This window comes from Micromonospora sp. WMMD729 (assembly GCF_049315225.1).
GTDB lineage: Bacteria > Actinomycetota > Actinomycetes > Mycobacteriales > Micromonosporaceae > Micromonospora.
On the sequence record NZ_CP186059.1, the window covers coordinates 5,060,649 to 5,074,044 of the forward strand.

At 72.7% G+C, this 13,396-nt stretch carries 15 protein-coding genes and 1 riboswitch; of the genes, 6 read left to right on the plus strand and 9 right to left on the minus strand.

The genetic code is table 11. The features are described 5' to 3' along the window. Positions 1-4 precede the first annotated feature (4 nt). Positions 5-835 carry an alpha/beta fold hydrolase gene (locus tag ACN263_RS23045; protein ID WP_422736427.1) on the minus strand — a complete coding sequence of 277 codons (831 nt, stop codon included), beginning with the start codon at positions 833-835 and terminating at the stop codon, positions 5-7. Between the two features lie 108 nt (positions 836-943). Next, a riboswitch (TPP riboswitch) is annotated at positions 944-1,048 on the plus strand. Positions 1,049-1,125: 77 nt separating this feature from the next. On the opposite strand from ACN263_RS23045, the gene ACN263_RS23050 reads away from it, so the two are divergent. From ACN263_RS23050 to ACN263_RS23060, 3 genes are all read left to right on the plus strand, one after another. Continuing rightward, entirely contained in the window at positions 1,126-1,713 is a 588-nt protein-coding gene (locus ACN263_RS23050) for an ECF transporter S component (protein ID WP_422736428.1), read from the plus strand. A 100-nt stretch (positions 1,714-1,813) separates the two neighbouring features. Beyond that, a complete protein-coding gene (locus ACN263_RS23055; protein ID WP_422736429.1) occupies positions 1,814-3,229 on the plus strand; it encodes an ABC transporter ATP-binding protein in 1,416 nt (471 codons plus the stop codon). Between the two features lie 133 nt (positions 3,230-3,362). Next, entirely contained in the window at positions 3,363-4,163 is an 801-nt protein-coding gene (locus tag ACN263_RS23060; RefSeq protein WP_422736430.1) for an energy-coupling factor transporter transmembrane component T family protein, read from the plus strand. 206 nt (positions 4,164-4,369) lie between these two features. Here the strand turns inward: ACN263_RS23060 and ACN263_RS23065 are convergent, their stop codons facing one another. Then, positions 4,370-4,759, minus strand: a complete 390-nt coding sequence (locus ACN263_RS23065; protein WP_422736431.1) for a hypothetical protein — start codon at positions 4,757-4,759, stop codon at positions 4,370-4,372. A gap of 284 nt (positions 4,760-5,043) precedes the next feature. Here ACN263_RS23065 and ACN263_RS23070 point away from each other — a divergent pair, with 284 nt between their 5' ends. Further along, positions 5,044-5,340: an MTH1187 family thiamine-binding protein gene (locus ACN263_RS23070; RefSeq protein ID WP_422736432.1), complete on the plus strand. Its 297-nt coding sequence runs from the start codon at positions 5,044-5,046 to the stop codon at positions 5,338-5,340. A gap of 144 nt (positions 5,341-5,484) precedes the next feature. After that, a complete protein-coding gene (gene gndA / locus ACN263_RS23075) occupies positions 5,485-6,927 on the plus strand; it encodes an NADP-dependent phosphogluconate dehydrogenase (RefSeq protein ID WP_422736433.1) in 1,443 nt (480 codons plus the stop codon). A 111-nt stretch (positions 6,928-7,038) separates the two neighbouring features. Here gndA and ACN263_RS23080 read toward each other — a convergent pair whose 3' ends face one another. From ACN263_RS23080 to recO, 5 genes are all read right to left on the minus strand, one after another. Continuing rightward, positions 7,039-7,800, minus strand: a complete 762-nt coding sequence (locus tag ACN263_RS23080; RefSeq protein WP_422736434.1) for a pirin family protein — start codon at positions 7,798-7,800, stop codon at positions 7,039-7,041. Further along, positions 7,797-7,997 (minus strand): thioredoxin reductase, encoded by a 201-nt coding sequence (locus ACN263_RS23085; RefSeq protein ID WP_422736435.1) that lies wholly within the window; start codon positions 7,995-7,997, stop codon positions 7,797-7,799. Before ACN263_RS23085 ends, ACN263_RS23080 begins: the two co-directional genes overlap by 4 nt. 419 nt (positions 7,998-8,416) lie before the next feature. Continuing rightward, entirely contained in the window at positions 8,417-8,602 is a 186-nt protein-coding gene (locus ACN263_RS23090) for a hypothetical protein (RefSeq protein WP_334630275.1), read from the minus strand. A 68-nt stretch (positions 8,603-8,670) separates the two neighbouring features. Further along, complete coding sequence (locus ACN263_RS23095; protein WP_422736436.1) at positions 8,671-9,483, minus strand: isoprenyl transferase; 813 nt, start codon at positions 9,481-9,483, stop codon at positions 8,671-8,673. After that, positions 9,480-10,394: a DNA repair protein RecO gene (gene recO, locus ACN263_RS23100; RefSeq protein ID WP_422736437.1), complete on the minus strand. Its 915-nt coding sequence runs from the start codon at positions 10,392-10,394 to the stop codon at positions 9,480-9,482. Before recO ends, ACN263_RS23095 begins: the two co-directional genes overlap by 4 nt. 102 nt (positions 10,395-10,496) lie before the next feature. On the opposite strand from recO, the gene ACN263_RS23105 reads away from it, so the two are divergent. Further along, positions 10,497-11,303 (plus strand): DUF4097 family beta strand repeat-containing protein, encoded by an 807-nt coding sequence (locus ACN263_RS23105; RefSeq protein WP_422736438.1) that lies wholly within the window; start codon positions 10,497-10,499, stop codon positions 11,301-11,303. On the opposite strand, the gene ACN263_RS23110 is transcribed toward ACN263_RS23105, so the two are convergent. Both ACN263_RS23110 and era read right to left on the minus strand, forming a co-directional pair. After that, positions 11,290-12,423 (minus strand): acyltransferase family protein, encoded by a 1,134-nt coding sequence (locus ACN263_RS23110; RefSeq protein WP_422736439.1) that lies wholly within the window; start codon positions 12,421-12,423, stop codon positions 11,290-11,292. The two genes, ACN263_RS23105 and ACN263_RS23110, sit on opposite strands and share 14 nt — an antisense overlap. A gap of 74 nt (positions 12,424-12,497) precedes the next feature. Continuing rightward, a complete protein-coding gene (gene era / locus ACN263_RS23115; protein WP_422740788.1) occupies positions 12,498-13,394 on the minus strand; it encodes a GTPase Era in 897 nt (298 codons plus the stop codon). Positions 13,395-13,396: the final 2 nt, after the last annotated feature.

Consider the following 13,396-nt stretch of genomic DNA (forward strand, 5'->3'; position numbering starts at 1 on the left):
CGGCTCAGGCCGTCCCGGCGGCCCGGGCCAGGACCGCCTCGGCCAGCGCGGCGGGCGCGGCGTCCGGAATCCAGTGGCTCACCCCGGCCAGGGGTACGAAGAGGTAGTCGCCGGTGACGTGGGCGGCGCACGCCTCGGCGGCGGTTCGGCCGATCGCGACGTCCCGGTCGCTCCACACGTAGCTGGTCGGTACGGGGACCGGGCCGACGGCGGCCAGGTCGGCGCGGGACATGGCCCGGTACCAGTTCAGGGCGGCGGTGAGCGCGCCCGGCTCACGCATCGGGTCGGCGTACCGGTTCACCCGGGCGGCGTCGCCCACCCCGCCGAGCAGCTTGCGCAGCGCCGTCGCGTGCCACGCCAACAGCACCTTCTCGGCCTTGTCCGGCTTGCGGAACAGCGCGATGTACGACGAGCGGGCCTTCTGCTGGGCGTCCGTGGCGAGCGCGTGCGCCATGGCCGCCGGATGCGGCACCGACACCGCGGTCAGCGTCCGGACCCGCTGCGGGTGCGCGGCGGCCACCGCCCAGGCCACGACCGCGCCCCAGTCGTGGCCGACGAGGTGCACGGCGTCCAGACCGAGCGCGTCGAGCACCGCCACGGCGTCGGCGACCAGTTCGGGGATGCGGTACCCCGCCACCTCGGCGGGGCGCGCGCCCGGCGAGTAGCCCCGCTGGTCCAGCGCGTACGTGCGCAGGCCGGCGTCGTGCAGCCGCGGCACGACCTCGTCCCACTCGCCGCTGTGCTGCGGAAAGCCGTGCAGCAGCAGGACGGGGTCGCCGTCGGACGGGCCGCCGGTGCGTACCTCGAATGTCAGACCCCGCGCCTCGACCTGCATGATCGTCAGCCTACCCAGCCGTGGTCGTGTCGGCCCGGATGCGCGGGCTCCGGGGACGCCCTGCTGGGCCGTTACCCCTGGTCGGTGCTAGCGTCAGCGAGACAACTTCACATCCGACAGGGGAGCGCACAGCGCTGAGAGTGCGGGCACGCCCGCAGACCCTCGAACCTGATCTGGGTAATGCCAGCGCAGGGAGTTCGGTCGACCTCCAGCCGCGCCGTGAGTCCGGTGCCACCGGACGCGCGGCGTGCGTCTTCTCCTGGTTCGTTCCACTGAACTGGGAGCACAGCATGGACAACACCACCAACCGTTGGCGCACGATCGACATCGTGGTCGCCTCGGTGATCGCGGTCGCCTTCGGCGTCATCTTCTGGGCCTGGGGCCTGGTCTGGAGCGCCACCGAGGGCGCGTTCGCCTTCTTCCCGCCGGCGCAGACGCTGATCTACGGCGTGTGGCTGATGCCGGCCGTGGTCGGCGGGCTGGTCATCCGCAAGCCCGGCGCGGCGCTCTACTGCGAGACGGTGGCGGCGGTCGTCTCCGCGCTGCTGGGCAGCCAGTGGGCCGGCACGGTCATCCCGCAGGGCATCGTGCAGGGCATCGGCGCCGAGCTGGCGTTCGCCGCCTTCCGCTACCGCTCGTACCGGCTGCCGACCGCCGTGCTGGCCGGCGCGCTCACCGGCCTCAGCGCGGCGCTGTTCGACTTCTTCGTCTGGAACAGCGAGACCGAGCTGCTCAACTACCGCATCCCGTACGCGCTGCTCACCATCGTCAGCGCCACGATCATCGCGGGCGTCGGCGGCTGGGCCCTGACGCGCGCCCTGGCCAACACCGGCGTCCTGGACCGCCTCCCGTCCGGCCGAACCCGCGCCCTGATCTAGAACCTGCCCTTACCTCGTTGATCAAGAGGTTGGCGTCACCGCGAGGCGGAATTCCGACGCGAACCTCTTGATCAACGACGATGGCGACCCGGGAGGAGGGGTGGTGGGGGTACTGCTGCGGGGATTTGGGTGGCGGCACGCCGGGCGGCGGGCGTGGGCGCTGCGCGGGGTGGATCTGCGGGTGGCGGACGGGGAGCGGGTGCTGCTGCTCGGGCCCTCGGGAGCCGGCAAGAGCACCCTGCTCGCCGCCCTCGCCGGGCTGCTGCCCGAGGACTCCGGCGAGCAGGAGGGCACCGTCGAGATCGACGGGCTCGACCCCCGCAAGGGCCGTGAGCGGGTCGGGATCGTCTTCCAGGACCCGCAGACCCAACTGGTGATGGCGCGCAGCGGCGACGACGTCGCGTTCGGGTTGGAGAACCGGGGCGTACCGACCGACGAGATCTGGCCGCGCGTCGACGAGGCGCTGCGCCGGGTCGGCTTCCCGTACCCCCGGGACCGCAACACGGCCGCCCTGTCCGGCGGCGAGCAGCAGCGCCTCGCCCTGGCCGGCGCGCTGGCCCTGCGGCCCGGCCTGCTGCTGCTCGACGAGCCCACCGCGAACCTCGACCCGGCCGGGGCCGCCCTGGTCCGGGACGCGGTGGCGGGCGCGCTGGACGCCGACACCACCCTGATCCTCGTCGAACACCGGGTCGCCGAGGCCTTGCCGCTGGTCGACCGGGTGGTCGTCCTGGAGCCCGGCGGCGGCGTCCGCGCGGACGGCCCACCCGCCACGGTCTTCGCCGCGCACGGCGACGCACTCGCCGCCGAGGGCGTCTGGGTGCCCGGTCACCCCATCGCGCCGCGCCGGGCCACCGCCGCCGCCGGCGACGTGTTGCTCACCGCCGACCGGCTCGGCCTGCCGTCGCGGCTGGGCCCCACCGATCTGACGGTACGCGCCGGAGAGGCCCTCGCCGTACGCGGACCGAACGGGGCCGGCAAGTCCACCCTGGCGCTGCTGCTCGGCGGACTGCTCAAACCGGGAACCGGCCGGGTGACCGCCTCCGCCGAACTGGCCGGTGCCCACCAGCGCACTCCCCCGCACCGCTGGCGCGCGCCCGTGCTGGCCCGCCGGATCGGGTCGGTCTTCCAGGACCCGGAGCACCAGTTCGTCACCGGCACCGTCTTCGACGAACTGGCGCTCGGCCCCCGCCGGACGGGTCAACCCGAGGCGGCCGTCAAGGAGACGGTGGCCGGGCTGCTCGAACGGTTGCGACTGACCCGGCTCGCGGCGGCCAACCCGTACACCCTCTCCGGCGGGGAGGCGCGACGCCTCAGCGTGGCGACAGCCCTGGCCACCGCGCCCCGCCTGCTGATCTGCGACGAACCCACCTTCGGCCAGGACCGGCGCACCTGGCGTGAGCTGGTCGACCTCTTCGCGGACCTGCGCGACGCCGGGCACGGCGTCGTGAGCGTCACCCACGACCCGGACTTCGTCGCGGCGCTCGCCGACCGCACCGTCACCCTGGAGCGGTCGTGAGGATGGTGGCGCGCGACCGACGCCTCGGAGCGGTGGTGAACGGGGTTGCGCGCGGCGACCGACGCCTCGGAGCGGTCGTGAACGGGGTTGCGCGGGGCGACCGACGCCTCGACGCCGGGCGGGAGGCACGCGGATGATCAGCATCGAACCGGTCGCCCGGCCCGGAGCGCCGCTGGCCCGGCGCAACCCGGTGGCGAAGCTCGCCGCCGCGCTGGTCTTCTCGTTCACCCTGCTGGCCACGCTCGACCCGGTGGCTCCCGCGATCGCCATCGCCGTCGAACTGGCCGTGCTGCCGCTGTTCGGCCTGCGCTACCGCGTGCTGGCCCAGCGGGCCCTGCCGTTGCTGCTCAGCGCCCTCGGCATCCTGGTCACCCTGGTGCTCTTCGCCGCCGACCAGTCCGGTCGCGTCCTGCTGCACGCCGGACCGGTGCTGGTGAGCACCGGCGTGCTGCTCACCGCGCTCGGCCTGGTGCTGCGGATCTTCGCGGTGGCGCTGCCCGGCGTGATCGTCTTCGCCACCACCGACCCGACCGATCTGGCGGACGCGTTGATCCAGAACGCGAAGGCGCCCGCCCGGTTCGCCGTCGGGGCGCTGGCCGCGTTCCGGCTGGTGCCGCTGCTCGGCCAGGAATGGCAGATGATCAGCATGGCCCGGCGCGCACGCGGCGTCGACGCGGGACGCAATCCCGTGGCCAAGCTACGACTCTTCGCGTCCACGGCGTTCGCGCTGCTGGTCGGGGCGATCCGTCGAGGTACCCGGCTGGCCGTCGCGATGGACGCCCGGGGCTTCGACGCCGGCACACCCCGTACCGTGGCCCGCCGACAGCGCTTCGGACTCGCCGACACGCTGCTGGTCGTCGGCGCGGCCGCGCTGGCCGGCGCGGCGCTGACGACGAGCATCCTGGCCGGAACCTTCCGCCCCCTGCTCGGCTGACACCGCCGCGCAGCATCACGGCCTGCGGGGCCACGGCGTGCCGGGCCACGACCCGGGCTTGGGCAGGGCCGGTGGACCGGTGGACCGGTGGACCGGTGGCAAGATCCGCGCAACTTCGGGGATGTAGTGGCTTCGCCAGCGTGGGAGGCCACTACATCCCCGACGTTGCTGTCACCGACCGGCACCCACGGGCCCGGACGGCTCGGTCAGCTACGCCGGAAGGCGTAGCGGCGGGTCTGGCCCGCCGGCTGACTGCGGCCACCGGCCGAGCGGCTGCCGCCCGTCGGCGGTCCGGCCGTGGGCGCGGACGGTCGCCTGGCCGGCGGCGGCAGGTCCTCCACCGCCGGCGCGTCGACCGCCGCCGGCACGTCGACCGGCAGTGCCACGTCGGTCGGGACAGCTCCGGGCCGCAGCGGCTCGACGGTCGCCGCCGGATCGACCAACGCCGCCAGCGGCGTGGGCTCGACCAAGGCCGCCGGCAGCGCCGACTCGCCCTCGGCAGCGGAGCCGGCCGGGCCGTGGTCGGCCGCCGGGACCTGTCCGGACGGGGTCATCTTCGGGGTACGGGACTTCTTCGGGTTACGCCTGGCGGGCATCCGGGCCTCCTTCGGTGCCGACCGTCCCGGCCGTTCCCGCGCTCCGGCGGTCGGTCGGATCGGCTGGTGACCGTCGCAGCGCGACGGTGGAGTGGAAGGGACTGCTCACCGGGATCGGGCGGCTGACGCCGTCGACGGCGCAGGGAAGACGCGCGACGCCCGGGAGCGCACGGACCGCGACGCGGGGCGGCGGACCGGCTCGGAAGGGGGCGTCAGTTACGCATGCCGAGACCCTAACCGCCGCCGGGGAGGACGCGCATCCGAATTACTGGCACGATCGGCACATGCTGATCGCGTTCTCGATCACCCCGCTGGGGGGCGGCGAATCCGTGGGCGACCTCGTCGCCGAGGCGGTACGGGTGGTCCGCGAGTCCGGACTGCCGAACCGGACCGACGCCATGTTCACCACCGTCGAGGGCGAGTGGGACGAGGTGATGGCGGTGGTCAAGCGGGCGGTCGACGTGGTGGCCGCGCAGGCGCCCCGGGTGAGTGTCGTCCTCAAAGCCGACGTCCGACCCGGGGTCACCGATGCGCTCACGGCGAAGGTGGCGCGGGTGGAGGAACGACTCGCCCAGGGGTGAGCGGCCGGTGTGACGACCGCGATGTACGTGGTGGACGGACGGCCCGCGACCAGGCGGTGACCCGCCGTGGGACGACCTGCCCGTGATGCCGGATGCCGCGATACCGTCGCAGAGACAGTTCGACGGCGAGAGGTGGCGGCACGAATGGCTCAGCAGGCGACAGCGCAGATCGGCGTGACCGGGCTGGCGGTGATGGGCCGCAACCTGGCCCGCAACCTGGCCCGCAACGGCTTCACCGTGGCGGTGCACAACCGGTCCCCGGAACGCACCCGCAGCCTCGTCGCGGAGCACGGCGACGAGGGCACCTTCGTGCCCGGTGAGACGATGGCCGACTTCGTGGCGTCGCTGGAGCGTCCCCGCGCGGTGATCGTGATGGTGAAGGCCGGCGCGCCCACCGACGCGGTCATCGACGAGTTGGTGCCGCTGCTGGACGAGGGCGACATCATCGTCGACTGTGGCAACGCCCACTTCGCCGACACCCGCCGTCGGGAGGAGTCGCTGCGGGCGCAGGGGCTGCACTTCAGCGGCACGGGCGTCTCCGGCGGCGAGGAGGGGGCGCTGCTCGGCCCGAGCATCATGCCGGGCGGTTCCGCCGAGTCGTACGCGAAGCTCGGGCCGATGTTCGAGAAGATCGCCGCCCAGGTGGACGGTGTGCCGTGCTGCACGCACGTCGGGCCGGACGGCGCCGGGCACTTCGTCAAGATGGTGCACAACGGCATCGAGTACGCCGACATGCAGCTCATCGCCGAGGCGTACGACCTGCTGCGGGCCGGGCTGAACGCCACCCCGGCGGAGATCGCGGAGATCTTCCGGGAGTGGAACAGCGGCGAGCTGGAGTCGTTCCTCATCGAGATCACCGCCGACGTGTTGGCGCACACCGACGCGGCGACCGGTCGCGCGTTCGTCGACATCGTGCAGGACCGGGCCGAGCAGAAGGGCACCGGCCGGTGGACCGTGCAGAGCGCCCTGGACCTGGGCATCCCGATCACCGGTATCGCCGAGGCGACGTTCGCGCGTTCGCTGTCCGGGCACGTCGACCAGCGCGAGGCGGCCCGCCGGGCGTTCCCGGACGCCGGTGAGAAGTGGCAGGTGGCCGACCGGGACGCGTTCGTCGAGGACGTCCGCCGGGCGCTGCTCGCTTCCAAGATCGTCGCGTACGCGCAGGGCTTCGACCACATCCGCGCCGGCAGCAGCGAGTACAACTGGGACATCGACCTGGGCGGCACGGCGACCATCTGGCGGGGTGGCTGCATCATCCGGGCCCGCTTCCTGAACCGCATCCGCGAGGCGTACGACGAGCAGCCCGACCTGCCGACGCTGCTGGTGGCGCCCTACTTCGCCGAGGCGGTCAGCGCGGGCGTGCCGAGCTGGCGGCGGGTGGTGGCCGACGCGGCGCAGGCGGGTGTGCCGACGCCGGCGTTCTCGTCGTCGCTGGCCTACTTCGACGCGCTGCGGGCCGAGCGGCTCCCCGCCGCGCTGATCCAGGGTCTGCGGGACAACTTCGGCGCGCACACCTACCAGCGGGTCGACCGCGAGGGCTCGTTCCACACCACCTGGGCCGGCGACAAGACCGAGTCCCCGGCGTAACGCCCACGGCCCACGGCAAGATCGTGCTCGAACCATGATGTAGTGGCCTCCGCAATGCAGGGAGGCCACTACATCCATGTTCGAGCACGATCATGAGGGCCCGGCGGACACTCAGGCCACCGTGGCGTGCATCTCCCAGACGAGGATCTCGGCCGGCTCGTCGGCGGTGACCCGTCGACCGCCGGTCATGGTGAGCCTCGCCGCGTCGCCGGTGCCGAGGGGGCCGCCGCCCTCCAGGGTGACCGTGCCGTCGGGCACGTACAGGTGCACGAAGGGCGCATCCGGGATGGTGACCTCGTCGCCGGGGCGGAGGCGGGCGGCGTGCAGGGTCGCGTACCGGTTGCGGATCCGGATGGCGGACGCGCCGTCGTAGCGGTCCATCCCGGAGGCGATCGGCACCAGGCCGCCGCGCAGCAACTCGTCCTCGATTTCCAACTGCTCGTAGCCGGGGTCGACACCCTGCTCGTCGGGGAGCACCCACATCTGCACGAAGTGCACCGGGTCGCTGTGCGGCTGCTGGTTGTTCAGGCGCCAGGCGTCGTTCTTCTCCGAGTGCAGGATGCCGGTGCCGGCGCTCATCCGCTGCGCCAGGCCCGGGTAGATGACCCCGGAGTGGCCGGTGGAGTCCTGGTGCACCAGCGAGCCCCGCAGCACCCAGGTGACGATCTCCATGTCCTGGTGCGGGTGGGTCTCGAAGCCGGCGCCCGGCCGGACCACGTCGTCGTTGTTGACCAGCAGCAGCCCGTGGTGGGTGTTGGCCGGGTCGTAGTGCCGGGAGAACGAGAAGGAGTGCTTGGAGTCCAGCCAGGAGATCCGGGTGGCGAAGCGGTCCTCGGCGCGGCGTACGTCGACCGCCGGGGCGGGTGCGGTCACCAGGCACGCTGCCCGGCGTCGGGGGTCGACGGCGCCCAGCTCAGGGCCGGCTCTCCGATGGCCAGTTCGGCGATCTCACCGGTACGCAGCGCGGGGGTGTGACCGAACTCGGCGCAGTGCTGCTCGGCGATCTCGGCGCAGATTTCGGCGACCTGCTCACAGATCGGGTCACCCAGGTCGGCCGCGTTCAACGCCATGATCATCTTGTACCGGAGATCCCGCACACCCACCCCCACCCGACAGTTTCCCGCTCCCCCTTCCGAACCCTACCGACCCCCACCCCGACAAGCCCCAAAATCCCCCACCCCCAGCCCACAGCCCTCAGCCCTCAGCCCTCAGCCCTCAGCCCTCAGCCCTCAGCCCTCAGCCCTCAGCCCTCAGCCCTCAGCCCTCAGCCCTCAGCCCTCAGCCCTCAGCCCTCAGCCCTCAGCCGCCGATCTTGCACTTATGGTGGTCGATCAGTCCACTTCCGCACCTTTCGTCGCCACCGAAAGTGCAAGATCGGCGGGACTAAGGGGCGGGGAGGGGGCGTGGGGAGGGGGTATGGGGAGGCGCCGCCTCGCACGGGTATGTGCGGGGCGGCGCCGGGTTGGGGAAGTGGGGTGGGTGGGGAGCGTTACCAGAATCGGCGGCGCTTGGCTTTCTGCGGGCGGATCAGGTCCGCACCCTTCGTCAGCAGCCGCGTCGCCCCGGAGGGACCACGCCGGGCCTCCAGGGTGTGGCTGAGCCGGCGCGCGCCGGCCGCGGCCAGTGGCACCGCGACGGCCATCACCGCCCACTGGGCAATGCGCTTCTGGATCATGTGGGTTCACCTCCGTCAGTGGCTCCTGACGCTTCTGGTACCCAGCGTGACGTGTGGGTAAGCCTCGTTCAGGCCGTCGGGGCCACCGGATTGGGCAGCGCGCCCCCGAAGCGCCGGTCCCGCTGGGCGTACAGCTCGCACGCGTACCAGAGGTGGCGGCGGTCGAAGTCCGGCCAGAGCGTGTCGAGGAAGACCAGCTCGGCGTACGCGGTCTGCCAGAGCAGGAAGTTGGAGATCCGTTCCTCGCCGGAGGGCCGCAGGAACAGGTCCACCTCCGGGATCTCCGGGTGGTAGAGGTATTTCGCGACGGTCTTCTCGGTGACCTTCGCCGGGTCCAGTCGACCGGCCGCCACGTCCCGGGCGATCGCGGCGGCGGCGTCGCCGATCTCGGCCTGCCCGCCGTAGTTGACGCAGAACTGCAGGGTGAGCGTGGAGTTGTCGCGGGACATCTCCTCGGCGGTCTGCAACTCGGAGATGACGCTCTTCCACAGCCGCCCCGGCCGCCCCGACCAGACCACCCGGACACCCAGGTCGACCAACTGGTCACGGCGTCGCCGGATGACGTCCCGGTTGAACCCCATCAGGAACCGGACCTCGTCCGGCGAGCGCCGCCAGTTCTCGGTGGAGAACGCGTACGCCGACAGGTAGGGGATGCCCATCTCGATCGCGCCCTCGATGGTGTCGAAGAGGCTGTGCTCCCCCGCCTCGTGGCCCTTGGTACGGGCCATCCCGCGCTCCTTGGCCCACCGACCGTTGCCGTCCATCACGATGGCCACGTGCTTCGGCACCGCCTCGCTGGGCAGCGCCGGCGGCCGGGCGCCGGACGGGTGGGGCGTCGGTGGCGTCGGCTCGCGCCGACCGGGCCTCGTCGATCGGATCACTCGGCTCTCTCCTTGCTCGTGCCGTCCGCTCCGGCCTCGGCGTCACCGCGCGGCCGGAGCATCGCAGCCCCGGCCTCCACGTCACCGCGCGGCCGGAGCATCCCCGCCCCACCGCCACCCGGCGGCGGGACCGTGCCGGCGACCGGGGTGCCCCGGTCTACCAGCGGCAGCGAGCGTAACGCGCGTTCCAGGTGCCACTGGAGGTGCGCCGCCACCAGGCCGCTGCACTCCCGGCGTACCCCGGTGTCGGTGGCATCGGCGACCACCCAGTCGCCGGTGGTCAGCGCGGACATCAGGTCGATGGTGGCCGGCGCGGGGTGGGCCGCCCCCGGCGGCCGGCAGTCCGGGCAGACCGCGCCGCCGGCCGGCACGGAGAACGCGCGGTGCCGCCCGGGGGTGCCGCAGACCGCGCAGGCGGTCAGCGCCGGCGCCCAGCCGGCGAGAGCCATCCCCCGCAGCAGGTACGCGTCGAGCACCAGGGTGGTGTCGTGCTCACCCCGGGACAGCGCTTTCAACGCCCCCACGGTGAGCTGGAACAACCGCAGCGACGGTTCCCGCTCGACGGGGGTCAGCCGCTCGGCGGTCTCGGCGATCGCGCTGGCCGCCGTGTAGCGGGGATAGTCGCCGAGGAACCGCTTGCCGTACAGGTCGATGCCCTCGACCTGGCTGACCGTGTGCAGCGAGCTGCCGTGGTTGCCCTTGGGGTCACCGGCGAGTTGCAGGTCGACGTGACCGAACGGCTCCAGCCGGGCGCCGAACTTGCTCGTGGTGCGCCGGACGCCGCGGGCCACCGCCCGCAGCCGACCGTGCCGGCGGGTGAGCAGGGTGATGATCCGGTCGGACTCGCCGAGTTTCTGCACACGCAGCACCACCGCGTCGTCGCGGTAGAGCTGTCGGCGGTACCCGGCCATCGGACCATTCTCCCTCGGGGTGTGAAATCAGGGTCGGTTCGGGGTGCGGGCGAGGATGAACCCCGATGCGCCGGGCCGACGACCGCCCGTAGCGTGCTGGCCATGGCACTGCACCAGACCACCGCCGCCCGTCGTCGCCGCGCCGCCGCGCCCGTCGCGTTGGGGTTGTCCACCGCCCTCATCCTGCTGGCCGGGTGCGACAACCTGTCGTTCCGCCGGCTCGACTACGACGACACCGAGCCGGTGAAGATCACCACCATCCGGGTGGACGGGGGCTCCGGGGACGTGATCATCCGAGGCGGCGGCCCGGCGGGCGAGGCGCGGATCAAGCGGGTGGTGCGCTACCAGGGCGGCGAACCCAAGGCCCGGTACGAGATCAGGGACAGCGAGTTGGTGTTGGACACCGACTGCGGCGACCGGTGCAGCGTCTCGTACGAGGTGACGGTTCCCGACGGGGTGAGCGTGCAGGGCGACAGCGGCTCGGGCGACGTCGAGCTGACCAAGGTGGGCGCGGTGAAGCTGCGACTGGGCTCGGGCGACGTGCGGGTCACCGAGGCCGCCGGGGCGCTCGACGTGGAGACCGGCTCGGGCAACATCGACCTGAGCGAGGCCGGTTCGACGGTACGGCTGCGGGCCGGCTCGGGTGACATCAGCGCCCGCCGCGTGACCGGCGCGACGGACGCCGAGGCCGGCTCCGGCAACGTGACCATCGAGATGGAGGCGCCGAACTCGGCGCGGGCGCACGCCTCCAGCGGCGACGTCACCCTGCTCGTACCGGCGGGCAGCTACCGGGTCCGCTCCAGCACGGGCTCCGGCGACGCGCGGATCACCGTGGCGGACGACCCGGCGGCGTCCCTGCTGCTCGACGGCTCGGCCAGCAGCGGAAACGTGACCATCAGCCAGCGGTGATCTCGACGGTCGCCGCCTCGCCGGCCCGCTGCGCCGGCACGACGGCCCGCCCCACGGTCGTACCGGCGCCGGGTCGGCCCGCCGGACCGTCTTCCGAGGGGGACGACGGACCGGTCGGGGGCGGCGAGCCGACCGGAATCAGCTCCGGACGGCGGCGGGCGGCGACGTCCTCGACCCAGCCGACGGCCAGGGTGACCAGACCGACCAGGGCGAAGACCAGCAGCACCCGTATTGCCAGTCCCACCGGATTCTGGTGGGACCAGCCGACCACGTCGACCAGCGGGGTGAGCGCCACCACGAACGGCATGTGCCAGAGGTAGATGGTGAGCGCCCGCCGGTTGACCACCGTCACCGCCCGGTCGGCCAGCCGGCTGCGCGACAGCCAGGCCACCCCGGCCGGTGCCCGGCCCAGGACGACCAGGATGAACGCGGCCGACCAGAGCGCGTTGCCGAGGGGGTTGTCGTTGAGGTCGTACCCGCGCGGCCCCGGGTGGGCGACGATCCAGGCGCCGCCCGCGACGGCGAGGGCCAGCGCCAGCGGGTACAGCACCCGGCCGGTGAGCCGGCGCAGCATCCCGGCGTGGTGGGCGAAGCCCAGCAGCCACGCGCCGAAGTACAACCCGAAGTCGCGGACCACCGCCGGCGCCGGGTAGATGCCCACCTCGATGGTCACCAGCAGCAGGTACGGGGCGAGCAGGGTGGGCAGCGGGGCCCGCCGGAACAGCCAGAACGCGACCGGTGAGGCGAGCACGAACCAGAGGTAGTCGCGCAGGTACCAGATGACGCTCAGCGCCAGGGCGCCCCAGCCGTTGGCCGACGGGTCGGCGATCGGGAACAGCCACAGCAACACCCGTGGCGACAGCGCCAACCCGGTGAACAGCATGGCCGGTACGAAGACCACCGCCACCACCCACAGCGACGGCAACAGCCGGCGCAGCCGACGGCCGACCGCCACCGGACCGGACCGGGTGAGCGAGGCGGCCATCAGCGAGCCGGCCAGCGCGAACATCACCGACATGGCGGGGAACACCAGGGTGAGGGTGGCCCACCCGGTGACGTGATAGACGACGACTCGAACGATGGCCAGGAAACGGAGCAGATCGAGGTATCTGTTGCGCATCAGCCTGCATCTGGATCGGGGGCGCGGGGTGCTCCCTCCCCTACCCGGCCCGACCCACGAGCCAAACGGCGCCTTTAGAAACCCAGCTTGCGCAGCTGCCGCGGATCGCGCTGCCAGTCCTTCGCGACCCGCACGTGCAGGTCCAGGTAGACCCGGGAGCCGAGCAGCTCCTCGATCTGCCGGCGGGCCGTGGTGCCGACCTCCTTGAGCCGGCTGGCCCGGTGGCCCAGCACGATCGCCTTCTGGCTGGGACGCTCCACGTACACGTCGGCGTAGATCTTCATGAGCTGACCCTCGGGGATCATCTCCTCCACCACCACGGCGATGGAGTGCGGCAGCTCGTCGCGGACACCCTCCAGGGCCGCCTCCCGGATCAGCTCCGCGACCAGCACCTGCTCCGGGTCGTCGGTCAGCATGTCGTCCGGGTAGAGCTGCGGCGACGGCGGCAGGTAGTTCGTCATCACGTCGACGAGCGTGTCCACCTGGTGCCCGGAGACCGCGCTCACCGGGACGATCTCGGCGAACTCCCCCAGCTCACTGACCGCGAGCAACTGCTCGGCCAGCCGGCGCTTGTCCACCAGGTCGGTCTTGGTGACCACGGCCAGCACGGTGGCCTTCAGCTCGGCCAGCTCGCCGGTGATGAACCGGTCGCCGCGACCCACCGGCTCGTCCGCCGGGATGCACAGGCCGATCACGTCGACCTCGGTCCAGGTGGACCGGACCAGGTCGTTGAGGCGTTCGCCGAGCAGCGTACGAGGTCGGTGCAGGCCCGGCGTGTCCACCAGGACCAGCTGCGACTCCGGGCGGTGCAGCACCGCCCGGATGACGTGCCGGGTGGTCTGCGGCTTGTTCGAGGTGATCGCGATCTTGGTGCCGACGATCGCGTTGGTCAGGGTGGACTTGCCCGCGTTGGGTCGGCCGACGAAACAGCCGAACCCGGCCCGGTACGGCCGGGCCTCCGGCTCGCGCACCG